Source organism: Streptomyces sp. NPDC000878 (genome assembly GCF_053599695.1).
Genome location: NZ_JBSFMT010000025.1, coordinates 104,683 through 126,493, shown reverse-complemented (window position 1 = coordinate 126,493; position 21,811 = coordinate 104,683). Strand labels below are relative to the sequence as shown.

The following is a 21,811-nucleotide window of genomic DNA, read 5'->3' as shown; positions in this document are numbered from 1 at the left end:
CGTCCATGCGGTCAAGCGCACGGCGGGTACGGCGATCCATCCAGCACGATGACGCCTCCAGCTATCGCACTGTTCTCACGGCACCAGGAGCGCTGCCGCTCGTCCTCTGGTCGCTGCTGGGGCGGCTGGCCTTCGCGATGACGAACCTGAGCCTGCTCTTGTACGTGAGCGCGGTCGGCGGCTCCTACGCCTTCGCCGGAAGCATGACCGCGGTCAGCCTGATCGGCACGGCCGCCAGCGCGATCGGACAAGGCCGCCTCATCGACAGGTACGGGCCCACCCGCCCCCTGCTCGCCCTGGCGGCGGCGTACGGTCCGTTGAGCCTCGCGCTCATCGCCCTGGTCTCCACCCACCGCTCACCGAGCCTTCTGCTGGCGTGCGTGGTCCTCGCCCAGAGCACCACCCAGCCCTTGCTGGTCGTCGCCTCTCGGGCCATGTGGCCGCGCCTCGTCCCGGAAGGCCGACCGCGCCAGACGGCCTACAGCTACGAGATCATCAGCACCGAAACCTGCTACCTCCTCGCCCCGGCCATCGCCGCCACCCTGGCCGCAACGCTGTGGCCAGGAACCCCGCTCACCCTGGCCTCCGGCACCATCACCATCACGGCCGTCGGCTTCGCGCTGGCCCCATCCACGCGGCGCAGCAGCGGCGCGGAACGCCGTGCCGTCCCACCGCCGAAGCACGCGCAGGCGGTCCTGCGCCGCCGGGGCATACCGATTCTGCTGACAGCCGCACTGGGATTCGGCACCGGAGTCGGTTTCGTCGCGGTCGGCGTACCCGCCGCAGCCACCGCACTCGGCGCACCGACAGCCGCCGGACTACTGCTGGCCACCTGGTCGATCAGCTCCGTCCTGGGCGGACTCGCCCACAACCGTCGCCCCTGGCCCGCCGAACCCTCCCTGCGGCTCCCACTGCTGGTGGCTGCCTTCGGCCTGCTGCTCTGCCCGGTCTTCATCGGCGGCCTCTACGGCATCGCAACCGCGATGATCCTCACCGGCCTCAGCCTTGCTCCCCAACTCACCACCCAGAACACCCTCCTGGACACGCTCGTACCGCCCCACCAAGTCTCTGAAGCCTTCGGATGGATCACTACCGTTATCGCCCTCGGCAACGCCATAGGCCAGTCCGCGAGCGGAGCCGTGATCGAACACAACGGATACAAGACTGCGTTCCTCGTCGCTGCATCAAGCGTTCTCGGCTTCGCCGCAGTGATCGCCCTCGGCCGACACCGCCTTCGAGAACACGCCGTGGGAAACGATCAGCTTGAACGTGGGAACTGAAAATAGCCATCTGCCAGAACACCGCCGCTCAAGCCTTCCGTCGGTGCCCCCAGTACTGGCTCATCGACTGCCCGGGAGCTTCATTTTTCCCTGGGCTGAAGCCGAGGAGTGTCCACGACAGAACTCCGATGATCCTTGTCCGCGGCACGCGCGCGTGCGGCCTGCCACTCGGGCGCGAGTACCGACCAGATCTCGGTGTCCGCGCGGACCCCCCGGTGCGGATAGTTCTCCCGCAGCAGTCCCTCACGGCTCATGCCCAGCCGCCGCGCCACGTTGATGCTCGCTTCGTTGACGGACGACGCGTGCCACTCCACACGGTGCATGCCACGTTCGTCAATCGCCCAGTCGATAAGGACCCGCATCGCGCGCGTGATCAGGCCGCGTCCGGTACCGGCCGGTTCCAGCCAGCAGCCGACCTCGCAGTTGCCGTGCTCCGCGCTGAAGTTGAGGAACAGCACCCCGCCGACGAGCTTCCCGTCCAGCCAGATCCCGTGCAGCGACCCGGTGTCGGCGGCGCGCTGGTCGGCGTACCGCTGGAGCTGCTCCCGCGCGGAGTCGACGTCCGTGGACTTCTTGCCGAAGGGGATGTGCCGGGTGATGAAGTCCCGCCCCCGGTCGAGGTGCGCGAAGAACTCCTCGGCGTGCCAGGGCTCAAGGGGCCGCAGTTCGGCGCCGTCGTCACCCAGAGATATCGCGTACATCCTGCGGTCGCTCCTTCACGAGTACATCCCGTACGTCCATGACCTCCGCGTCGGTCGCGTCGGTCACGTCCGGCATGCTCGCACGGGCGGCCTCGTCGAAGCCCGGCATTTGCGCGGCGGCGGCGCGGCACTCGGGCGGCTCGATGCTGATGCGCGGCAGGCGCCTGTCCAGCCAGCGCGGCAGCCACCAGTTGGCGCCGCCGAGCAGGTGCATGAGGGCCGGCACCAGCAGCGTACGGAGCACGAAGGCGTCCAGGGCGACGGCGGCGGCGAGCGCGATGCCGAACATGGCGATCACGCGGTCGCCGCTGAGGACGAAGGCGAGGAAGACGGAGATCATGATGACGGCCGCGGAGTTGATCACGCGGCTGGTCTCGGCGAGGCCGACCCGGACGGCCCGCCGGTTGTCGCCGGTCTCCAGCCACTCCTCGTACATCCGGCTGACCAGGAAGACCTGGTAGTCCATGGAGAGCCCGAAGAGGACCGAGACCATGATCACGGGGAGGAAGGGCTCGATCGGGCCCGCGCTGCCGAGGCCGAGCAGTTCGCTGCCCCAGCCCCACTGGAAGATCGCGACGACGACCCCGAACGCGGAAGCGACGGCGGCGACGTTCATCGCGGCGGCCTTGAGCGGGATGCCGATCGAGCGGAACGCGAGGAGGAGAAGGAGACAGCCCAAGCCGATCACCACACCGACGAACAGCGGCAGTTTGCCAACGATCACATCCGCGAAGTCGTCGTAGCTCGCCGTGACCCCGCCGACCTGGAGGTCGAGGGAAGTACCGGTCTCCGCGCGCGGGAGGACCTTTTCGCGCAGCCGCTCCACCAGGTCACTGGTCTTCGCGGACTGCGGGGAGGACGCCGGTACGACGGTGAGGTACCCGGTGGTGCCGTCCGCGCTGTAGGTCACCGGCGAGGACGACGCGACGCCCTCGGTGGTCCGCAGGGTCGCGGCGAGATTGTCGAGGACGAGCTTGTCCTCGGCGTCGGCGACGGGCGTGACCAGGGTGAGCGGGCCGTTGACGCCGGGGCCGAAGCCGTCGGCAATGAGGTCGTAGGCCTGGCGTGTGGTCGTCGTGCTCGGGTTGTTTCCCTGGTCGGAGGTGCCGAGATGGAGCGAGAGGGTGGGCAGGGCGAGCAGCGCCATGACGACCAGGGCGGCGGCGCCGAGCACCTTGGGGTGGCGCTCGACGAACGCGGACCAGCGGGCGGCGAACCCGGTGGGGAGCTCCGGCTCGGGCCCGTGCTCGGCCAGCCTGCGCCGCTCGCGCCGGCTCAGGGCGCGCGGCCCGGTGAAGGACAGCAGCGCGGGCAGCAGGGTCACGGAGGCGGCAACGGTCAGGATCACCGTCAGGGAGGCCGCGATCGCGACGCCGTTGAGGAAGCCGAGGCGCAGGATCAGCATCCCGAGCAGGGCTATGCAAACGGTCGCACCCGCGAAGACGACGGCTCGCCCCGTGGTCGTGACGGCGTTGGTGGCGGCCTCGGTGACGGACAGACCGCGTTTCAGGCCGCGCCGGTGCCTGGTGACGATGAACAGGGCGTAGTCGATGCCCACGCCGAGCCCGATCAGCAGGCCCAGCATGGGCGCGAAGTCGGCGACGGTCATCGTGTGGCCAAGGAGCACGATCCCGGCGTACGCCGTCCCGACGCTCACCAGGGCGGTGGCGATGGGCAGCAGGGAGGCTGCGAGCGAGCCGAAGGCGAGGAACAGCACGACGGCCGCGACGACCACCCCGAGAGCCTCGGCGAGGTGCCCGCCGGACGACTCGGTGAGCGCGATGGCGCTGCCGCCCAGCTCCACCTGGAGCCCGTCGGCCCGCGCGGCCTGCGCCGCGTCGACGACGGCCCGCGCCTCGCCCGCGTCGATGTCCTCGGCGGACTTCTCGAAGGTGACGGTGGCGTACGCCGTACGTCCGTCGCCGCTGATCTGGCTGCCGCCGCGGCCCTCGTAGGGGCTGACGACCGAGGCCACGCCGGGCAGGTCGGCGATCCGGTCCAGGGTGTCGCTCATCGTCTGCTCGACGTCGGCGGCACGGACCGTGCCGGAGCCGGTGTGCCAGACGACGGAGTCGGTGTCGCCGCCGAGGCCGGGGAAGCCGTCCTCGAGGAGCTGGGTGGCGCGGCCCGACTCGGTGCCGGGTGCCTCGTAGTCGTTCGAGTACGCCGAGCCGACTGCGGCTGCGGCGGCGGTCACTCCGGCGAAGGCGGCGAGCCAGATCAGTACGACGACGAGGCGGTGCCTGACACACCAGCGTGCGAGGGCTGCCACAGACGTGCTCCCGGGATGACATGTGGTTCTTTGGCCGGGAACAGTCGTGAATGAACAGAACAGCCCGCAAAGAAACGAAAAGAGGCAAGGGCGATGCCAAACCACTGTCGCAGGCGGTGATGATCGTTTGAGTCGTAAGTGCACTTACTCACAAGAGTGGGAGTCACATCACAGGACAATCAGATGAACTCTGTCGCCCCAGTAAAAGCGCGATAAGCACCTCAGTCGGACTCGGCCGGACTCAGTCGAACTGGTCTCCGAGTGCCATCACCATCACCCCGGCGATCAGCAGCCACAACGCCCGCCGGGTACGCCCCCGCGCGCCCAGCACCGACGCGAGCCCGCAGACGGCGGCGCCGAAGGCGTACGCACCGGGTACGAGCGCGGGCGCCGAGCCCGTCAGGCGGAGCGTCGAGGCCGCGAGCCCCACGAGGGCCAGCAGCGCCCCGGTTCCGGTCGCCGTCCAGCGGGCCCGCCGCGCGTCCAGCCCCGCGTCCTCGTACTCCTCGTGCCCCTCCCCGTTCTCACCCACGTTCTCGTGCACGTCCATGGCGCGGGAGCGTAGCGCGCCCACCTGAGAATTCGGATGCGGGTCGCGAGGCCCACTGTTAGCGTCCGGCCGTCGACTGTCCGTATCCGGCTTCGCCGACGACCCGAGCAGGTGCGTTTTTTGAAGGTCCGACCGAGCTCCGAAGCATCCCGTTCTTCTCTTCTCGCAGAACCCAAGGAGCCCGTTCACCGATGTCCGACATCACCTCCGGGACCGACCGGCTGAACCATCCCCATTATCCGCGCAGCAACCAGTACGACGCCCGCTGGACCATCGACAACCAGATGGGCCCGCACGCCCTGTGGCTGCTGGAGTGGCTGGCCCCCGCGCTCGGCCTCGACACCCTCCCGCCGGGCGCCCGGGTGCTCGACCTGGGCTGCGGCAAGGCCATGACGTCGGTCTTCCTCGCCAAGGAGTACGACGTCCAGGTCACCGCCGCCGACCTGTGGATCGAGCCCGCCAAGAACGCGCGCCGCGTCGCCGAGGCGGGCGTCGCCGACCGGGTGCTGCCCGTCTTCGCCGAGGCACATCAACTGCCGTTCGGCGACGAGTCGTTCGACGCGATCGTGAGCGTCGACGCGTACCAGTACTTCGGCACGAACGACCTGTATCTGCCCAGTCTCACCCGGCTGCTGAAGCCGGGCGGGCGGATCGGTGTCGTCGTACCGGCTCTGCGCGAGGAGCCGGAGGGCGTCGAACCGCCGGAGCACCTCAAGCCGTTCTGGGACCCGGGCTTCTGGGCGTTCCACTCCGCCGACTGGTGGCGGCGCCAGTGGACGCGCAGCGGGGCCGTGACGGTGGAGGCCGCCGACTGGCTGCCGGACGGCTGGCGGGACTGGCTGCTGTGGAGCGAGGTCTGCGCCGAGGAGAGCACCGAGGAGTTCATGGCGACCATGGCCCGTGAGTCGGTGGAGCTGCTGCGCACCGACGAGGGCCGGTCCCTGGGCTTCGTACGGGTCGTGGGCCGTCGCACGTGATCACGTAGCCGTAGCAAGCTGAGGGGCGCATCGGAAACCCGATGCGCCCCTCAGCCACTACTTGTACTGCTTGGCTCAGCCCTCGCTGACGCCCAGCTGCTCAAGGATGAGTTCCTTGACGCGGGCCGCGTCGGCCTGGCCGCGGGTCGCCTTCATGACCGCGCCGACCAGGGCGCCGGCCGCGGCCACCTTGCCGCCGCGGATCTTGTCGGCGATGCCCGGGTTGCCGGCGATGGCCTCCTGGACGGCGGTCGTGAGCGCGCCGTCGTCGGAGACGACCTTCAGGCCGCGCTTCTCGACGACCTCGTCCGGGGTGCCCTCGCCCGCGAGGACGCCCTCGATGACCTGACGGGCCAGCTTGTCGTTCAGGTCACCGGAGGTGACCAGCGCGGCGACCCGGGCGACCTGCTCGGACGTGATGGCCAGCGCGTCGAGCGGGGTGCCCGACTCGTTGGCGCTGCGCGCGAGTTCGCCCATCCACCACTTGCGGGCGGAGGCCGCGTCGGCACCGGCGTCGATCGTGGCGACGATCAGGTCGATCGCACCGGCGTTGAGGATCGACTGCATGTCGGTGGCGCTGATGCCCCACTCCTCGCGGAGCCGGTTGCGGCGGGCCAGCGGCTGTTCGGGCAGCCCGGCGCGGATCTCCTCGACCCACTCACGGGAGGGGGCCACCGGCACCAGGTCGGGCTCGGGGAAGTACCGGTAGTCCTCGGCCTCCTCCTTCACGCGGCCCGAGGTCGTCGACCCGGTGTCCTCGTGGAAGTGCCGGGTCTCCTGGATGATCGTCCCGCCGGAGTTCAGCACGGCGGCGTGCCGCTGGATCTCGAAACGGGCGGCCCGCTCCACGGAACGCAGCGAGTTGACGTTCTTCGTCTCGCTCCGGGTGCCGAACTTCTCGCGGCCGTGCGGACGCAGCGACAGGTTGACGTCGCAGCGCATCTGCCCCTGCTCCATGCGGGCTTCCGACACACCGAGCGCCTTGATGAGCTCGCGCAGCTCGGCGACGTACGCCTTGGCGACCTCGGGAGCGCGCTCGCCGGCGCCCTCGATCGGCTTGGTGACGATCTCGATGAGGGGGATGCCGGCCCGGTTGTAGTCGAGCAGCGAGTGCGAGGCGCCGTGGATACGGCCCGTCGCGCCGCCCACGTGCAGCGACTTGCCGGTGTCCTCCTCCATGTGGGCGCGTTCGATCTCCACGCGGAAGGTCTCGCCGTCCTCCAGCTGGACGTCGAGGTAGCCGTTGAAGGCGATCGGCTCGTCGTACTGGGAGGTCTGGAAGTTCTTCGGCATGTCCGGATAGAAGTAGTTCTTCCGGGCGAAGCGGCACCACTCGGCGATCTCGCAGTGCAGCGCGAGGCCGATCCTGATGGCGGACTCGACGCCGGTCGCGTTGACGACCGGGAGCGAGCCGGGCATGCCGAGGCAGGTCGGGCAGGTCTGCGAGTTGGGCTCGGCGCCCAGCTCGGTCGAACAGCCGCAGAACATCTTGGTCTTGGTGCCGAGTTCGACGTGGACTTCGAGGCCCATGACGGGGTCGTACGTCGCCAGGGCGTCCTCGTACGACACCAACTCGTCGGTCGTGGTGGTCACGGTGAAAACTTCCCTCTCAGCCCAGCAGGACGTCGTCGTCGCCCAGCCGCTTCAGCTCGCGGTAGAGGATGGCGAGGCCGGTGACGATGGCGGCGGCGGACACGGCCGCGTCGATGAGGCGCAGCGTGTCGTTCTCCGAGCGGGCCTTCTTGGCCTGCTTGGCGACGCTGAGCGCACCGAACGCGGTGGTCGCGATGGACAGGTACGTGCCGGACTTGGACTTCTTGAAGCCCTTGGCCTTCGAAAGAGCATTGCTCACAGCGACGGAGCCTCCTCTAGCAGCGGGTGCCCCCACTTTTCCACGAAGGCGGCCTCGACAGCGGCGCCGACCTTGTAAAGACGGTCGTCCTTGAGCGCCGGGGCGATGATCTGGAGCCCGACGGGCAGCCCGTCCTCCGGTGCGAGACCGCAGGGCAGGGACATGGCCGAGTTTCCGGCCAGGTTGGTCGGGATGGTGCAGAGGTCCGCGAGGTACATCGCCATCGGGTCGTCGGCGCGCTCGCCGATCGGGAAGGCGGTGGTCGGGGTCGTGGGCGACACGATCACGTCGACCGACTCGAACGCCTTCTCGAAGTCCCGCGTGATGAGCGTACGGACCTTCTGGGCGCTGCCGTAGTACGCGTCGTAGTAGCCGGAGCTGAGCGCGTACGTGCCGAGCATGATGCGGCGCTTGACCTCGGGGCCGAAGCCCTCCGCGCGGGTGAGCGAGGTGACCTCTTCGGCGGAGTGCGTGCCGTCGTCGCCCGTACGGAGGCCGTAGCGCAGGCCGTCGAAGCGGGCGAGGTTGCTCGAACACTCGCTCGGTGCGATCAGGTAGTACGCGGACAGCGCCAGGTCGAAGGACGGGCAGTCCAGCTCGACGATCTCGGCCCCGAGGTCCTTGAGCAGGGCCACGGACTCGTCGAACCGCTGGATGACACCGGCCTGATAGCCCTCGCCGCGGAACTGCTTGACGACGCCGACGCGCATGCCCTCGACGCTGCCGTTGCGGGCGGCCTCGACGACCGGCGGGACCGGCGCGTCGATCGAGGTGGAGTCGAGCGGGTCGTGCCCGGCGATGACCTCGTGGAGGAGCGCGGCGTCCAGGACCGTACGGGCACAGGGCCCGCCCTGGTCGAGGGAGGACGAGAACGCGACCATGCCGTACCGCGAGACGGCCCCGTACGTCGGCTTGACGCCGACCGTGCCGGTGACGGAGGCGGGCTGGCGGATGGAACCGCCGGTGTCCGTGCCGATGGCGAGCGGCGCCTGGAAGGAGGCGAGCGCGGCGGAGGAGCCACCGCCGGAGCCACCCGGGATGCGGGTGAGGTCCCAGGGGTTGCCGGTGGGTCCGTACGCGCTGTTCTCGGTGCTCGACCCCATGGCGAACTCGTCCATGTTGGTCTTGCCGAGGATGACGACGTCGGCCGCCTTCAGCTTCCGGGTGACGGTCGCGTCGTACGGCGGGATCCACCCTTCGAGGATCTTGGACCCGACGGTGGTCGGAATCCCCTCGGTGGTGAAGATGTCCTTGAGCGCGAGGGGTACGCCGGCCAGCGGGCCCAGCGTCTCCCCGCGCTCGCGCTTGGCGTCGACGGCACGGGCCTGGGCGAGGGCGCCCTCCCGGTCGACGTGCAGGAAGGCGTGCACCTTCGTGTCGACTTCGTCGATCCGGGCGAGGTGGGCCTCGGTGACCTCGACGGCCGTGAGCACGCCGGAGGCGATGTTCGCGGCGGTCTCGGCGGCGGTGAGCCGGATGATGCTGCTGTGGTCCGTCATGGTGATTAGTCCTCCCCCAGGATCTGCGGCACCTTGAAACGCTGCTGTTCCTGGGCGGGGGCGCCGGAGAGCGCCTGCTCGGGGGTGAGCGACGGACGGACCTCGTCCGCGCGCATGACGTTCGTCAGCGGCAGCGGGTGCGAGGTCGGCGGTACGTCTTGGTCGGCGACCTCGCTGACGCGGGCGACCGCGCCGATGATGTCGTCGAGCTGTCCTGCGAAGTGGTCGAGCTCTTCGCCCTTCAGCTCCAGACGCGCCAGCCGTGCGAGGTGGGCGACCTCCTCGCGCGTGATGCCAGGCATGCAGCGATCCTCTGGGGTGAGTGCGGTGTGGTTTTGGCCCCAATCCTAGGGGGCAGGGGAGACAACCCGCGCACGGGTTTGCCACGGGTGGTGCGTGGGCGGGAGATCTCCCTCTGTTCAGCCTTCTCTGCCGGCTTCGGTTCCGCCTCTATTCCGCGGCGGGCAGGGCCGCCCGCGGACGCTGCCACCCCCGGGTCCCCCGCGCCAGCAACCAGGCGGTGGCCTCCTCGGGAGGCATCGCGGCGGCGACCAGCCACCCCTGCACCGCGTCACACCCGAGATCCCGCAACCGCTCCCACGTCTCGTCGTCCTCGACACCCTCGGCGACCACCAGCAGCCCCAGGGAATGCGCGAGATCCACCGTGCAGCGCACGATCTCCGCGTCCTCCGTGTCCACCGCGAGCCGCGCCACGAACGACCGGTCGATCTTCAGCTCGCTCACCGGCAGCCGCCGCAGATGCACCAGCGACGAGTACCCGGTCCCGAAGTCGTCCAGCGACATCTTCACGCCGTGCGCGGTCAGCGCGGCCAGCGTGTCCGCGGCCTTCTGCGGGTCCTCCAGGAGCACGTGTTCCGTTATCTCCAGCTGGAGCGCCCCCGCCGGGACCCCGTGCCGGGACAGGCGTGCGGCGACGGAGCCGGCGAAGCCGGGGGTGTGGACGTCGCGCGGGGAGACGTTGACGGCGACCGGGACGAACAGCTTCTGGGCGCGCCACTTCGCGACCTGCTCCAGCGCTGTCTCCAGCACGTACTCCGTGAGGTGGGGCATCAGCCCGGACGACTCGGCGATCGCTATGAACTCGTCCGGCGGTACCTTCCCGCGTTCCGGGTGCACCCAGCGCACCAGCGCCTCAAGGCCTGCGACCTGTCCGTCGAAGCGCACCTTGGGCTGGTAGTGCAGTTCGACCTCGTGCGCGTCGAGCGCGCGCCGCAGGTCGCCCAGCAGGCCGAGCCGGTCCGGGGTGTTCGAGTCCCGCTTGGACTCGTACACCTCGACGCCCGTGCGGTCCCGCTTCGCCTGGTACATCGCGACGTCCGCGCGCCGCAGCAGTCCCTCCGCGTCGAGCGCGTGGTCGGGGAAGACGGCGAGGCCGGCGCTGGCCTCCAGGACCAGGGTGAGTCCGTCGAGGTCGAGCGGGGAGCCGAGCACGGTGACCAGGTTGCGGGCGACGCGGGTGGCCGACGTCGTGGAGTCGACGACCGGCAGTAAGACGGCGAACTCGTCGCCGCCGAGCCGTGCGGCCTCCGCGCCGCGCGGCAGGGCGAGACGCAGCCGGTCCGCTATCTGGAGGAGGAGACGGTCACCGGCGAGATGGCCCAGTGTGTCGTTGACGGAGCGGAAGCGGTCGAGGTCTATGAGCATCAACGCGGCCCGCGCGTCGATGCGTTCGGCATCGTCGAGGGCCGTCCAGGTGCGCTCCAGGAGCCACTGTCTGTTGGGCAGTCCGGTCAGCGGGTCGCGCAGCTGTTCCTCGGCCCGGGCCCTGGCTATCCACAGGGTGGAGTCGAGGGCGATGAGGGGGATGGCGAACAGCGGCAGCAGGACCGGCAGGGCGACGGCGACGACGCAGATCAGCGGTGCGATGGCGAGCAGCGCGATCGCGACCAGGCCCTGTCTGACCAGGGCGGAGCGGGCGACCGTGGGCAGTCCGCCGCGCGGGGTGTGCAGATACCAGAGGAGGGTGCGGGTGACCGCGAGGTAGGTGCCCGCGATCAGCACCACCTCGGGCGCTGTGTAGACGCTCCAGGTCTGCGGGTTCCACGGGGTCTCGACGGACGGGACCCGGCCGAACGCGGCGAGCACCAGCGCGCCGGCGCCGATGCCGAGGATGTCCACCGCGCCGGCCAGCAGGCCCTGCCGCCAGCGGTGGCGCCGGGCTATGCCGACCAGGACGACGACGGTGAGGCTGACCATGCCGGCCGGGACCCACCCGTACAGCAGGAGTACGGCGAGGGTGAGGGCGGCGCCCGATCCGGTGCCGCCCCACCAGCGGGCGCGGCCGAGGGCTACGAGGTGGCCGACGATGACGCCGGTGAGGACGGCGAAGGCCCAGCCGACGGTGCCGGACGGGAAGAGGGCGCTGTGGCCGGTGAAGCCGCGGTAGAAGCCGGCGCCGAGGACGAACCCGGCCGCCGCGACGACCGCCGCGGGCAGCGCGGGCCAGGACAGCTGGCGTTCGGGGTCCTGGGCGTGGAGCTGTGCGACGCGTTGCTCGGCGGTGAGGTGGGCCGACAGCTGGGCCGAGACCCTGCTGTCGGCGACGATGCGCTGTCGGGTGCCGCCCGTCCCGCTCCCGCCCGTCGGTCCGGTCGTACGGCCGCCGACGCCCGCCCGTTCCAGGAACCGTGCCGTGCGGCGGGCCATGCCCTGTTCCCGGCCGGGTTCGGGGCGGCGGCCCTTGACCTTGAGGAGGGCGGAACCCCGGCGCCAGGCGCCGGATATCCGGCTTCCGCGCAGCCGTGATGGAGGGGCGGCGCTATCGGTCGGTTCCATTCCCGTCCCTCTCACAGCCGGCGGTGCCCACGCCACGCGGTCCGATGTCCGTCAACCGTCGACGGGACCGCGTCCGAACCGCATCCGGGCACGGCAGGCGCATACGTCAACAGTAGGCCGCAGAAGGCTTCCACGGGCAGCGGTCGCCGACGGTTGCCCGAATGCGACCCGGCCACCCGTATGCATCTGGTATGCGCCGATCGGGTGGTCTTCAACCCCTGTTCCTCCCCCGCGTCTCTCCTGCGTCTCTTCTACTGCCCCTCGTCACTGCCCTGCTGCTCGGTCTGGTCCTCGGTCGGCAGTGCTGCTTCGGCCGCCGCCTCGGGGCCTTGTTCCAGCAGGACGGCGAAGCCGTCCTCGTCCAGAACAGGGACCTTCAACTGCATGGCCTTGTCGAACTTCGAGCCAGGATTGTCACCCACAACCACGAAAGACGTCTTCTTCGAAACAGAACCGGTCACTTTTGCTCCACGGCTCTGCAGTGCCTCTTTCGCGCCGTCCCGCGTGTGGTGTTCGAGGGTGCCGGTCACCACGACGGTGAGCCCCTCGAGCGGGCGCGGTCCCTCGTCCTCGCCGGAGCCTTCTTCCTCCATCCGGACTCCGGCGGCCCGCCATTTGCGCAGGATCTCCTGGTGCCAGTCGACCGCGAACCACTCCTTGAGCGAGGCCGCGATGATCGGGCCGACCCCGTCCGTGGTGGCCAACTCTTCCTCGGTGGCCTGCTCAATGCGCTCGATCGAGCGGAATTCACGGGCCAGCGCCTCGGCGGCGACCGGACCGACGTGCCGGATCGACAGCCCGGTGAGGACTCTGGCGAGCGGACGGTCCTTGGCGGCGGCGATGTTGGCGAGCATCGCGACCGCGTTCTTCCGGGGCTCGCCCTCCTGGTTGGCGAAGACCGTGGCGATCTTCTCCTCGCCGGTCTTCGGGTCCCGCTTGGGCAGCCCGCTGTCCTGGTCCAGGACGTACGCCTTGATGGGCAGCAGTTGCTCGATGGTGAGGTCGAAGAGGTCGCCCTCGTCGACGAGGGGCGGCTCGGCGGGCTCAAGCGGCTTGGTGAGCGCGGCGGCGGCCACGTACCCGAAGTTCTCGATGTCCAGGCTCTTGCGCCCGGCGAGATAGAACAGCCGCTCCCTCAACTGGGCCGGGCAGGTGCGGGCGTTGGGGCAGCGGAGGTCGATGTCGCCTTCCTTCATCGCCCTCAGCGGCGTGTCGCACTCAGGACACACAGCCGGCATCTCGAAGGGCTTCTCCGTGCCGTCACGCAGGTCGGCGACCGGGCCGAGGATCTCCGGGATGACGTCACCGGCCTTGCGCAGCACCACGGTGTCGCCGATGAGCACGCCCTTGGCCTTGACGACATCCTGGTTGTGCAGGGTGGCGAACTCGACCTCGGAGCCGGCGACGGTGACCGGTTCGACCTGGGCGTAGGGCGTGACGCGACCCGTACGGCCCACGCCCACGCGGATGTTGATGAGCTTGGTGTTGACCTCCTCGGGCGCGTACTTCCACGCGATCGCCCAACGCGGGGCGCGTGAGGTGGAGCCGAGGCGACCCTGGAGCGGGATTTCATCCAGCTTGACGACGACGCCGTCGATCTCGTGCTCCACGGAGTGCCGGTTCTCGCCGTAGTTGGCGATGAACGCCCGTACGCCGTCGAGGTCGTCGACCACCTTCGCGTACCGCGTGGTCGGCAGCCCCCACTCGTGCAGCAGCTTGTACGCCTCGGAGAGGCGGGTCAGCGGGTCGAAGCCCTCCAGGGCGCCGATGCCGTGGACCACCATGTGCAGCGGGCGGGAGGCCGTGACGCGCGGGTCCTTCTGGCGGAGCGAACCGGCCGCCGCGTTACGGGGATTGGCGAAGGGCTTGTCGCCACCCTCGACGAGACGGGCGTTCAGCTCGGCGAACTTGTCCATCGGGAAGTAGACCTCGCCGCGGATCTCGACCAGCTCCGGGACGCGGTCGCCCGTCAGCCGGTCCGGGATCTCGGAGATGGTCCGCACATTGGGCGTGATGTCCTCGCCGGTGCGGCCGTCGCCACGGGTCGCCGCGCGCGTGAGACGGCCGTTCTCGTACGTCAGGTTGACGGCGAGGCCGTCGACCTTCAGCTCGCACAGGAAGTGGTGCTCGGAGGCACCGACGTCCTTGTGGACGCGCTCCGCCCAGGCAGCCAACTCCAGGTCGTCGAAGGCGTTGTCGAGGGAGAGCATGCGCGAGCGGTGCTCCACGGAGGTGAACTCCGTCTCGTACGCGCCCGCGACCTTCTGGGTCGGGGAGTCGGGCGTACGCAGCTCCGGATACTCCTCCTCCAGCGCCTCCAGTGAGCGCAGAAGCTTGTCGAAGTCCGCGTCACTCACGACCGGAGCATCGTTCACGTAGTACCGGAAGCGGTGTTCCTCGATCTGCTCGGCGAGCTGGGCGTGCCTGTCGCGCGCCTCGGCGGGCACCGATGTGGTCTGTGCGTGCTGTTCGCCGGCCACCGTGTTGTCCTCCCGTTACTCTGGGTTGTCCGCGAGTGATCTCGCCGCCTGGGCGCAGTGGGCGAGTGCCTTGCGTGCGTACTGCGGGGAAGCGCCCGCGAGTCCGCACGACGGAGTGATGGTGACCGCCTCCGCGAGAAGCCCCGGATGCAGCCCCAGCCTGCGCCACAGCGTTCTGACACCACTGACGCTACCGGCAGGGTCTGACAATGGGCCGTCCGTCCCCGGCACGACACCGGCGAAGAGCCGCGTACCGCTTTCGACGGCCTCGCCGATCACGTCGTCGTCACGCTCGGTGAGAAGCGAGAAGTCGAAGGAGACGGCGGCGGCGCCGGTCCTGCGGAGGAGGGCGAAGGGTACGTCGGGTGCGCAGGAGTGGACGACGGTCGGTCCGTTGGTGTGCACGCCGATGACCTCCCGGAGGGTCGCCTCGACGACCTGGCGGTCGGCGGAGCGGTGGGTGCGGTAGCCGCTGGCGGTGCGTACGTGTCCGCGGAGTACGGCGATGAGGGAGGGTTCGTCGAGTTGCAGGACGAGTTGGGCGCCGGGGATACGGCGGCGCAGTTCGTCGAGATGGAGACGGAGGCCTTCGGCGAGGGAGCCGGCGAGGTCGCGGCAGGCGCCGGGGTCGGAGAGGGCGAGTTCGCCGTTCCTGAGCTCAATGGCTGCGGCCAGTGTCCAGGGCCCGACGGCCTGCACCTTCAGCTGCCCCTCGTACCCCTGGGTGAACTCCTCCAACGCGTCGAGGTCCTCACCGAGCCAGGAGCGGGCCCGCTTGGTGTCCCGTCCTGGCCGGTCGCCGAGCCGCCAGCCGCTGGGCTCCACGCGCGCGTACATCTCGACGAGCATTCCGGCGGTGCGGCCGATCATGTCGGCGCCGGGGCCGCGGGCGGGGAGTTCGGGGAGGAAGGGGAAGTCGTCGAAGGTCCCGGTGGCCGCCTTGACGGCTTCCCGGGCGTCACCGCCGGGGAGGGAACCGATGCCGGTGGCGGGGCCGAAGGTGGGGTTCGCGTTCACGTGGGGAAGCGTACGGAGTCCGTGGGGTTGGTTTCTTCGCCCCCGCCGCCCCTACCCGTCCCATCCCCTGGGGGCTGCGCCCCCAGACCCCCCTTTGTCGCGCTGAACGCGCTCGTCCTCAAACGCCGGACGGGCTGACTGCATCTCCCGGGGGATAACCCCCGGACCCCCAGCAGAAAAGCAGGCTGGTAAGGGTGACCGGCGCGGAGGGCACGAGGCGAGCCCAAGCATTTCAGCCCGTCCGACGTTCGAGGACAAGCACGTCCAGCGCGAGCTCTTCCCACCCACCCCGCCGCACTCCACCACCGCCCCGCACCCCCACCCGCCCGCACTCCTTCAGCGCCGGCCAGGGTATTTCAGCCCGTCCGGCGATTGAGGACGAGGCCGTTCAGGCCGAAAGGGGGGTCTGGGGGCGCAGCCCCCAGGGATGGGAACGGGTAGGGGCGGCGGGGGCGAGGAATCTCCGTCAGCGGCCCGGGCGTACCGTCACGTCGTTGATTTCCGCGTCCCGGGGCAGGTCCAGGGACAGCAGGATCGTCGACGCCACCGACTCCGGGTCGATCCACTTCGACGGGTCGTACTCCTTGCCCTCCTGCTGGTGGACCTTCGCCTGCATGGGGCTCGCTGTGCGCCCGGGATAGACCGTGGTCACCCGCACCCCCGCCCCCCGCTCCTCCTGCCGCAATGAATCCGCCAACGCCTTCAGCCCGTGCTTCGACGCGGCGTACGCCGACCAGCTGGCCCCCGCGTTCAGCCCCGCGCCCGAGTTGACGAAGATCACCTGGCCCTGGGAGAGGCGGAGTTGGGGCAGGAGGTGGCGGGTCAGTTCGGCGGGCGCGATCAGGTTGACGTTCAGTTGGTGGCGCCAGGTCTTCGGGGTCAGGTCGCCCACCGGGCCGAGGTCCACCACGCCCGCGACGTGCAGCAACGAGTCCACCCGGTCCGGCAGCGTCTGGTGCGAGAACGCCCAGGACAGGCGATCCGGGTCGGCCAGGTCGCCCACCAGCGTCCTCGCCCCCGGGAACTCCGCAGCCAACTCCTTCGCGCGCCCCGCGTCACGCGCGTGCAGCACGAGATCGTCCCCGCGCGCGTGCAGCCGCCGCGCGACCGCCGCACCAATGCCCGAACCCGCCCCGGTGATCACATGTGTAGCCATGCCCGCCATGCTCGCATCACCCGGCGCTCACTCGACGCCCTGGCTCTCCTCCAGGTACGCCAGCGCCCCCACCGGCTCCTCCGCGAAGAACACCAGGTCGGTGAGCGGCCGGGGCAGGAAACCCTCGGTCTCCATCCGGCGGAACTGTTCCTTCAGGCCGTCGTAGAAGCCCGCGGTGTTCAGCAGCACCACCGGCTTGTCCGTCTTGCCGTGCTTCTTCAGTTCCAGGATCTCCGTGGCCTCGTCGAGTGTCCCGGTGCCGCCGACCATGATCACGACCGCGTCCGCCTTCTCCAACAGGAGCCGCTTGCGTTCGCCGAGGTCCCGCGCGATCACCATCTCGTCGGCGCCCGGCCGCGCCTTCGCCGCGAGGAAGTCCACCGAGACGCCGACCAGCCGGCCGCCCGCCTCCTGGACCCCGTCCGCGACCACCTTCATCAGACCGACGTCCGAGCCGCCCCAGACCAGGGTGTGCCCGCCCTTGCCCAGCAGTTTCGCGAACTCCCGGGCGGGGCGCGTGTAGCGGTCGTCCAGGTCGGCGGCGGAGAGGAAGACACAGATGTTCATCCCGTCACCGTACGTGGAGGATCGGGGTTGGATCAGGGTTGGTTCGGGGTTGGAACCGGGAACATCTCGGGATCCGCGAACGCTTATCGGTTATGGCTGAAGGACACACGATCACCATCGAGCAGACCCCCGACCGCGTACGGGTCGTCCACGCCGGCGAGGTGCTCGCCGAGAGCGAGCGGGCCCTCGTCCTGCATGAGACCGGTTGTCCCCCGCGCTACTACCTCCCTCCGGAGGACGTCCGCCTCGACCTGCTGACCCCCTCCGAGACCCACACGTACTGCCCCTTCAAGGGCACGGCGTCCTACTGGTCCCGCCCGGACGCCGCCGACCTCGTCTGGGGGTACCCCGAGCCGAAGCCCGAGGTCGCCCAGATCAAGGACCACTTCTGCTTCTACGAGGTGGAGACCGTCTAGCCCTGCTCCACCGGTTCCGTCACGAACCGCACCCCCGCCTCCAGCTTCCGGGCCAGCGCCTGCGCCTCCTCCGGGGTGTCCGCACCGACCGCGATGTGGCCGACCCGGTTCTCGACCGAGCGGTGCGGTTCGACGACGGTGCCGGGGGCGATGGCCAGTTCCGCGTGGAGCACGGCGGGGTGGGCCAGCACCTCGTCCCAGCCCTCGATCGCCACCAGGCGGCCCGGCGGCGGGGTCAGGAACCGGATCGCCGAGCCGCGTACGGGCTTCAGCGCGGCCCTGTCGACCGGGTTGCCCAGGACGTCGTCGTAGACCAGGCCGAACCACTCCAGGCCAGGGATGACGTGCGGCAGCATGCGGTGGATCCAGCCGCCCGCGTTGCGTACGTGGACCTCGCCCAGGACCACGCCGTGCTCGGTCCACCACAGCTCGACATGGAACTGCCCGAAGCGCAGGTCAAGGGCCGTCAACGCCGCCACGACCTGCTGTTCGATCTCGGTGGCCGTCGCCTCCGGCAGGATCGCCGGGATGACGTACTCGATCTCGAAGAAGTTGGGCGGCGGCAGCAGCTCCTTGGAGGTCAGGGCGAGGATGTGGGGAGCGCCGTCGAGGAACACGCCCTCTGCGCTGTACTCGGGCCCCTCCACGAACTCCTCGACGATGAACGACACTTCGGCCGGACCGTCATGCTCGTCGTGCCTTCCCGGGAGGAAGTCCAGGGCCGCCGCCAGCTCCTCCGGGGTGTCGATCCGGGTCACGCCCTCGCTGCCCATCGCGTCGCGCGGCTTGACCACCCAGGGGCCGGTGGAGCCGGCCAGGAACGCGCGGGCCTCCGGCTCCGTCGCGCAGACCCGGAAGCGGGGCTGGCGGAATCCGGCGGCCGTGAGGTGGGCGCGCGCCTCGTCCTTCGTACGGACCCGGTGGACGGCGTCCGGCGCGTTGCCCGGCAGACCGAGCGCGTCGGCGACCTCGGCGACCGCCTCCTGTGCCATCTCCCGTACGCCGAAGACGACGTCGTAGCGCTCACCGGACGAGGCTCGTTCGCGTACCCACGCGGCGCTGGTGCCGCGTACCGAGAAGTCGACCGCCGAGACCGTGTCGGCGAGGGCGTTGACCGTCGGGGTCGCGGGCAGGGTGGCTTCCTGGTTGGTGAGGTGGATGGTCAGGCCGCGTGCGCGGGCCTGCCGCAGCGCGCTCTCGACGACGTCCACGGCGAGGGTGGCGTCTCCTGCGCCGCCGACGAAGAGGAGATGAGGGCTGCTCGCCTCGGCCATGTCTGCTCCCAGGGTGGTGAAGTTGCGGGCGGTGGTGGGGTGTTGGGACCTGCGAGGGGTGTGCCGGTCAGGGCGTGAGCAGGAGCTTGCCCGTCGTGGCTCGGCTCTCCAGCAGGCGGTGTGCCTCGGCCGCGTCCGCGAGCGGAAGTGCCGCGTGGACCAGCGGCTTCAGCACTCCGGCGGCCAGCTGGTCGAAGACGGCGCCGCCCGTCGCACGGAGCGTCCGGGCGTCGTACACGTAGTCCTTCATCGTGGGACGGGTCAGGAACAACGAGCCGCCGCCGCGCAGGAGTTCGATGTCCAGCGGCGGTACGGGACCGCTGGACAGCCCGCACAGGGCGAGCGTGCCCCGGCGGCCGAGGCTGCGCAGGCTGGTGAGGTGGGTGGTGGCGCCCACCGAGTCGTAGACGACCCGGGCACCCTGACCGTCCGTCAGTTCCCGTACGGCTTCGTCGAATTTGTCGTAGCCGAGCGTGTGGTGGGCGCCTGCCTCGCGGGCGACCGTCTCCTTCTCGGGGGTCGAGGCGACCGCCACGACGGTGGCCCCGCGAGCCGCCGCCAGCTGGACCAGGAGCCTGCCGAGGCCGCCCGCCGCCGCCAGGACGACCACGGTCTCGCCCTTGGCGACGGGGTGCGTCTCGTGGGTGAGGTAGTACGCGGCGAGGCCCTGGAGGGTCACCGCGGCGGCCTCGGTCAGGTCGACGCCGTCGGGGACCGGGATCAGCTTGTCCTCGGGGACCACCGTGTACTCGGCGTAGGCGCCCAGTTGGGAGGCGTACGCGACCCGCGCGCCCGGCGCGAAGTCGCTCACGCCTTCCCCGACGGCCTCCACCACTCCGGCGGCCTCCTGGCCCGGGGTGAACGGGGGTTCGGCGGGATAGGTGCCGTCGCGGTAGTAGACGTCGATGTAGTTGACGCCGGCGGCGGTGTTGCGGACCAGTGCCTGACCGGGGCCGGGAACCGGCGACTCGGTCTGCTCCAGGCGGAGTTCGGACGGGTCGCCGGGACGGGTGACGCGGATGGACTGCATGGTTCTCTTCCCACTCCTGGGTACGTGCCGGGCAGTTGGCTTCACTGGAGGTCTGGTTTCGCCGTGGTTCAGGTCATGCGCTGCGGCTCGTGCTCTCGCCGAAGATGCCGAGGAAATAGTTGATGTCCGACGTCAGCCCCTTCACCATGTCCCCGAGCCGGGACTCCCCGCCCGCGGCGAGGGCCTGCTCGTTCTGTCTGCGGGTGCGGGCGGAGAACGGCAGTGATCCCGAGGCGAAATAGCGTATGGCACCGTCGCCCGCGCGGCGCGGAATGATCTCCGAGCGCGCCGAACGGCTGGCGCTGAACGGGATGTCGAGCCGTCCCTCCTCGAACGCGGCCGGAATCTCCTTGTGCAGATCGGAGGTTGAGAGGATCGGTTCGACGATCTCGGCCACCTCCCGGAGGATCCACTCCAGTTCGGTGCCGATGCGGTCCTCGTCGAGCGTGATGAAGTCCAGGAGTGGGGAGTTGGCGCGCGAGGCGAGCAGCAGTCCGTCGATGTTGGCGCGGGTGTCGGGGATGCCGTGCGCCTCCTGGTACGTCTTGCTGATCAGCTTGCTCGCGCCGCCGAGCCGGGCGACGAGGGCGCCGTAGAGGATGAGGTCCTCGGCGTGGGGCCGCTGCTTGGGGAAGACGCCCATGAACTCGTGGAGTACGGCGTGGACTTCGATGTCGTCGGGCAGATAGCGCGCCGCCAGTTCCGGGATGGCCCGCAGCGCGGCCACGTCCTGCTCGAAGTGACCGCCCTGTGGATACGCCACCGAGATGCACCGCACCCCCTCGCGCGCCGCGGCCACCGCCTCCAGCACGCTGATCGCGAGCGAGATGGACGGCGGCACGAGTACGGCGGTCAGGGTGCCGAACGTCTCGCGGTCCACCACCAGTCCGTGCCGGGCCAGTTCACCGCAGCGGGCGTCCACGTCCCGCCAGGCGGCGAGCGACTCGGCGAGCGGGACGTCCTTGCAGTACGGCAGGTTGTACGAGATTCCGCCGCCCTCGAACGAGGTGATGCCGGACGCCACCGTGACCTCGAACAGCAGCCGTGCGTCGGGCGTCCCGTGCCGTATCTCCAGCGGCGCGGCCACCGCCTCGTTGAGCTGTCGCCCCTTCACCCAGCCGTGGGTGACCAGCGGATAGCCGTTCAGGTCGGCGGGGTTGCGCTCCAGGACCCTGCGGGCGCTGTCGAACTGCTTCAGCCGGGTGTACGAGTCGATGGTGAGCGTGAGGATGTCGGGCCGGGCGTGCCTCTCCAGGTCCTGGAGCAGCGTCGTCATCTGGACGTGCGAGCCGACCCCGCAACGGGGTTGCAGCGCGAACCGCCCCGCCGCACGCGCGTTCCGCAGCACCTCGGCGACGGTGGGCTTCCCCAGCTCCCGTACGTAGGCCACGGATTCAGCAAGTTCGGGGAGCGGCGGATCCGAGTCGCTCATGATGCGGCGACCGCAGCCGCCGTGGCGCTGCGGGCCCTCAACTCGCCCAGTGCCGTGGGGAGTTCGTCCAGGTCGGACAGGACGACGTCGACGCCGAGCGCGTACAGCCGGTCGTGGTCGGCGGCGCCCTTGTAGCTGCCCACGGAGAGGTTGCCGCCGAGGATCACCGGGCAGCACAGACGGCCGGCGGCGCGGGCGGCGGGCAGGTCCTGGAGGTCGGCGTGGGCGTGGCCGTTGAGGCTGCCGATGATCACCGCCTCGGCCTCGGGGTGTTCGGCGTGTGCTTCCGCGAACTCGGCCACCGAGGTGCAGGCGCCGAGATTGACGACCTGGAAGCCTTCGGCGCGCAGCGCGTGGGCGATGAGGTGATTGGCCACGACATGACTGTCGCTGGCCGCCACACCGAGAATGACGGTACGGGTTTCTTTTCCTGATTCTGCTTCTGTTTCTGCTTCTGCGTTTCGCCGCATGGCGCTCCCCCGGGATCTTCGGACGGAATCTTGGTACATACG

Annotated in this window: 19 protein-coding genes; 3 read left to right on the top strand and 16 right to left on the bottom strand. The window is 70.1% G+C overall.

The window, feature by feature from the left end:
- Nucleotides 1-5 precede the first annotated feature (5 nt).
- Nucleotides 6-1,280 (top strand): MFS transporter, encoded by a 1,275-nt coding sequence (locus ACWDR4_RS23105; protein WP_450411132.1) that lies wholly within the window; start codon nucleotides 6-8, stop codon nucleotides 1,278-1,280.
- An 80-nt stretch (nucleotides 1,281-1,360) separates the two neighbouring features.
- Here ACWDR4_RS23105 and ACWDR4_RS23100 read toward each other — a convergent pair whose 3' ends face one another.
- From ACWDR4_RS23100 to ACWDR4_RS23090, 3 genes are all read right to left on the bottom strand, one after another.
- Nucleotides 1,361-1,981 carry a GNAT family N-acetyltransferase gene (locus ACWDR4_RS23100; protein WP_450411130.1) on the bottom strand — a complete coding sequence of 207 codons (621 nt, stop codon included), beginning with the start codon at nucleotides 1,979-1,981 and terminating at the stop codon, nucleotides 1,361-1,363.
- Nucleotides 1,959-4,253, bottom strand: a complete 2,295-nt coding sequence (locus ACWDR4_RS23095; protein ID WP_450411128.1) for an MMPL family transporter — start codon at nucleotides 4,251-4,253, stop codon at nucleotides 1,959-1,961. Before ACWDR4_RS23095 ends, ACWDR4_RS23100 begins: the two co-directional genes overlap by 23 nt.
- A 241-nt stretch (nucleotides 4,254-4,494) precedes the next feature.
- Nucleotides 4,495-4,803, bottom strand: coding sequence for a hypothetical protein (locus ACWDR4_RS23090; protein ID WP_450411127.1), 309 nt, complete (start codon nucleotides 4,801-4,803; stop codon nucleotides 4,495-4,497).
- Nucleotides 4,804-4,994: 191 nt separating this feature from the next.
- On the opposite strand from ACWDR4_RS23090, the gene ACWDR4_RS23085 reads away from it, so the two are divergent.
- A complete protein-coding gene (locus tag ACWDR4_RS23085) occupies nucleotides 4,995-5,780 on the top strand; it encodes an SAM-dependent methyltransferase (protein ID WP_450411126.1) in 786 nt (261 codons plus the stop codon).
- Nucleotides 5,781-5,855: 75 nt separating this feature from the next.
- Here ACWDR4_RS23085 and gatB read toward each other — a convergent pair whose 3' ends face one another.
- The 9 genes from gatB to ACWDR4_RS23040 form a co-directional block, all read right to left on the bottom strand.
- On the bottom strand, nucleotides 5,856-7,373 hold the full coding sequence (gene gatB, locus ACWDR4_RS23080) for an Asp-tRNA(Asn)/Glu-tRNA(Gln) amidotransferase subunit GatB (protein WP_450411124.1): 1,518 nt from the start codon (nucleotides 7,371-7,373) through the stop codon (nucleotides 5,856-5,858).
- A gap of 16 nt (nucleotides 7,374-7,389) precedes the next feature.
- Complete coding sequence (locus tag ACWDR4_RS23075; RefSeq protein WP_105970571.1) at nucleotides 7,390-7,632, bottom strand: hypothetical protein; 243 nt, start codon at nucleotides 7,630-7,632, stop codon at nucleotides 7,390-7,392.
- Nucleotides 7,629-9,131 (bottom strand): Asp-tRNA(Asn)/Glu-tRNA(Gln) amidotransferase subunit GatA, encoded by a 1,503-nt coding sequence (gatA, locus tag ACWDR4_RS23070; protein ID WP_450411122.1) that lies wholly within the window; start codon nucleotides 9,129-9,131, stop codon nucleotides 7,629-7,631. The genes ACWDR4_RS23075 and gatA overlap by 4 nt, the downstream gene beginning before the upstream one ends.
- A 5-nt stretch (nucleotides 9,132-9,136) precedes the next feature.
- Nucleotides 9,137-9,433, bottom strand: coding sequence for an Asp-tRNA(Asn)/Glu-tRNA(Gln) amidotransferase subunit GatC (gene gatC / locus ACWDR4_RS23065; RefSeq protein ID WP_015036350.1), 297 nt, complete (start codon nucleotides 9,431-9,433; stop codon nucleotides 9,137-9,139).
- Nucleotides 9,434-9,581: 148 nt separating this feature from the next.
- On the bottom strand, nucleotides 9,582-11,927 hold the full coding sequence (locus ACWDR4_RS23060; protein WP_450411120.1) for a putative bifunctional diguanylate cyclase/phosphodiesterase: 2,346 nt from the start codon (nucleotides 11,925-11,927) through the stop codon (nucleotides 9,582-9,584).
- 251 nt (nucleotides 11,928-12,178) lie between these two features.
- Nucleotides 12,179-14,407 (bottom strand): NAD-dependent DNA ligase LigA, encoded by a 2,229-nt coding sequence (gene ligA, locus ACWDR4_RS23055; protein WP_450411118.1) that lies wholly within the window; start codon nucleotides 14,405-14,407, stop codon nucleotides 12,179-12,181.
- A gap of 15 nt (nucleotides 14,408-14,422) precedes the next feature.
- Complete coding sequence (locus tag ACWDR4_RS23050; protein WP_450411116.1) at nucleotides 14,423-15,424, bottom strand: methionine synthase; 1,002 nt, start codon at nucleotides 15,422-15,424, stop codon at nucleotides 14,423-14,425.
- A 466-nt stretch (nucleotides 15,425-15,890) separates the two neighbouring features.
- Complete coding sequence (locus ACWDR4_RS23045) at nucleotides 15,891-16,589, bottom strand: SDR family oxidoreductase (protein ID WP_450411114.1); 699 nt, start codon at nucleotides 16,587-16,589, stop codon at nucleotides 15,891-15,893.
- 18 nt (nucleotides 16,590-16,607) lie between these two features.
- Nucleotides 16,608-17,147, bottom strand: coding sequence for an LOG family protein (locus tag ACWDR4_RS23040; RefSeq protein ID WP_450411112.1), 540 nt, complete (start codon nucleotides 17,145-17,147; stop codon nucleotides 16,608-16,610).
- 92 nt (nucleotides 17,148-17,239) lie between these two features.
- Here ACWDR4_RS23040 and ACWDR4_RS23035 point away from each other — a divergent pair, with 92 nt between their 5' ends.
- Nucleotides 17,240-17,563, top strand: coding sequence for a DUF427 domain-containing protein (locus tag ACWDR4_RS23035; RefSeq protein WP_450411110.1), 324 nt, complete (start codon nucleotides 17,240-17,242; stop codon nucleotides 17,561-17,563).
- Here ACWDR4_RS23035 and ACWDR4_RS23030 read toward each other — a convergent pair.
- The 4 genes from ACWDR4_RS23030 to ACWDR4_RS23015 form a co-directional block, all read right to left on the bottom strand.
- On the bottom strand, nucleotides 17,560-18,837 hold the full coding sequence (locus ACWDR4_RS23030) for an ATP-grasp domain-containing protein (RefSeq protein ID WP_450411109.1): 1,278 nt from the start codon (nucleotides 18,835-18,837) through the stop codon (nucleotides 17,560-17,562). The genes ACWDR4_RS23035 and ACWDR4_RS23030 overlap by 4 nt on opposite strands.
- Nucleotides 18,838-18,904: 67 nt before the next feature.
- A complete protein-coding gene (locus tag ACWDR4_RS23025; RefSeq protein WP_450411107.1) occupies nucleotides 18,905-19,867 on the bottom strand; it encodes a quinone oxidoreductase family protein in 963 nt (320 codons plus the stop codon).
- A 73-nt stretch (nucleotides 19,868-19,940) separates the two neighbouring features.
- Nucleotides 19,941-21,299 carry a methylaspartate mutase gene (locus ACWDR4_RS23020; protein ID WP_450411105.1) on the bottom strand — a complete coding sequence of 453 codons (1,359 nt, stop codon included), beginning with the start codon at nucleotides 21,297-21,299 and terminating at the stop codon, nucleotides 19,941-19,943.
- Nucleotides 21,296-21,769, bottom strand: coding sequence for a cobalamin-dependent protein (locus ACWDR4_RS23015; RefSeq protein ID WP_450411103.1), 474 nt, complete (start codon nucleotides 21,767-21,769; stop codon nucleotides 21,296-21,298). The genes ACWDR4_RS23020 and ACWDR4_RS23015 overlap by 4 nt, the downstream gene beginning before the upstream one ends.
- Nucleotides 21,770-21,811: the final 42 nt, after the last annotated feature.

Coding starts and splice junctions, on each gene's coding strand:
- ACWDR4_RS23105 (WP_450411132.1), top strand. CDS start 6: ATGCGGTCAAGCGCACGGCGGGTACGGCGATCCATCCAGCACGATGAC.
- ACWDR4_RS23100 (WP_450411130.1), bottom strand. CDS start 1,981: ATGTACGCGATATCTCTGGGTGACGACGGCGCCGAACTGCGGCCCCTT.
- ACWDR4_RS23090 (WP_450411127.1), bottom strand. CDS start 4,803: ATGGACGTGCACGAGAACGTGGGTGAGAACGGGGAGGGGCACGAGGAG.
- ACWDR4_RS23085 (WP_450411126.1), top strand. CDS start 4,995: ATGTCCGACATCACCTCCGGGACCGACCGGCTGAACCATCCCCATTAT.
- gatA (WP_450411122.1), bottom strand. CDS start 9,131: ATGACGGACCACAGCAGCATCATCCGGCTCACCGCCGCCGAGACCGCC.
- gatC (WP_015036350.1), bottom strand. CDS start 9,433: ATGCCTGGCATCACGCGCGAGGAGGTCGCCCACCTCGCACGGCTGGCG.
- ACWDR4_RS23060 (WP_450411120.1), bottom strand. CDS start 11,927: ATGGAACCGACCGATAGCGCCGCCCCTCCATCACGGCTGCGCGGAAGC.
- ACWDR4_RS23045 (WP_450411114.1), bottom strand. CDS start 16,589: ATGGCGGGCATGGCTACACATGTGATCACCGGGGCGGGTTCGGGCATT.
- ACWDR4_RS23040 (WP_450411112.1), bottom strand. CDS start 17,147: ATGAACATCTGTGTCTTCCTCTCCGCCGCCGACCTGGACGACCGCTAC.
- ACWDR4_RS23035 (WP_450411110.1), top strand. CDS start 17,240: ATGGCTGAAGGACACACGATCACCATCGAGCAGACCCCCGACCGCGTA.
- ACWDR4_RS23030 (WP_450411109.1), bottom strand. CDS start 18,837: ATGGCCGAGGCGAGCAGCCCTCATCTCCTCTTCGTCGGCGGCGCAGGA.
- ACWDR4_RS23025 (WP_450411107.1), bottom strand. CDS start 19,867: ATGCAGTCCATCCGCGTCACCCGTCCCGGCGACCCGTCCGAACTCCGC.
- ACWDR4_RS23020 (WP_450411105.1), bottom strand. CDS start 21,299: ATGAGCGACTCGGATCCGCCGCTCCCCGAACTTGCTGAATCCGTGGCC.
- ACWDR4_RS23015 (WP_450411103.1), bottom strand. CDS start 21,769: ATGCGGCGAAACGCAGAAGCAGAAACAGAAGCAGAATCAGGAAAAGAA.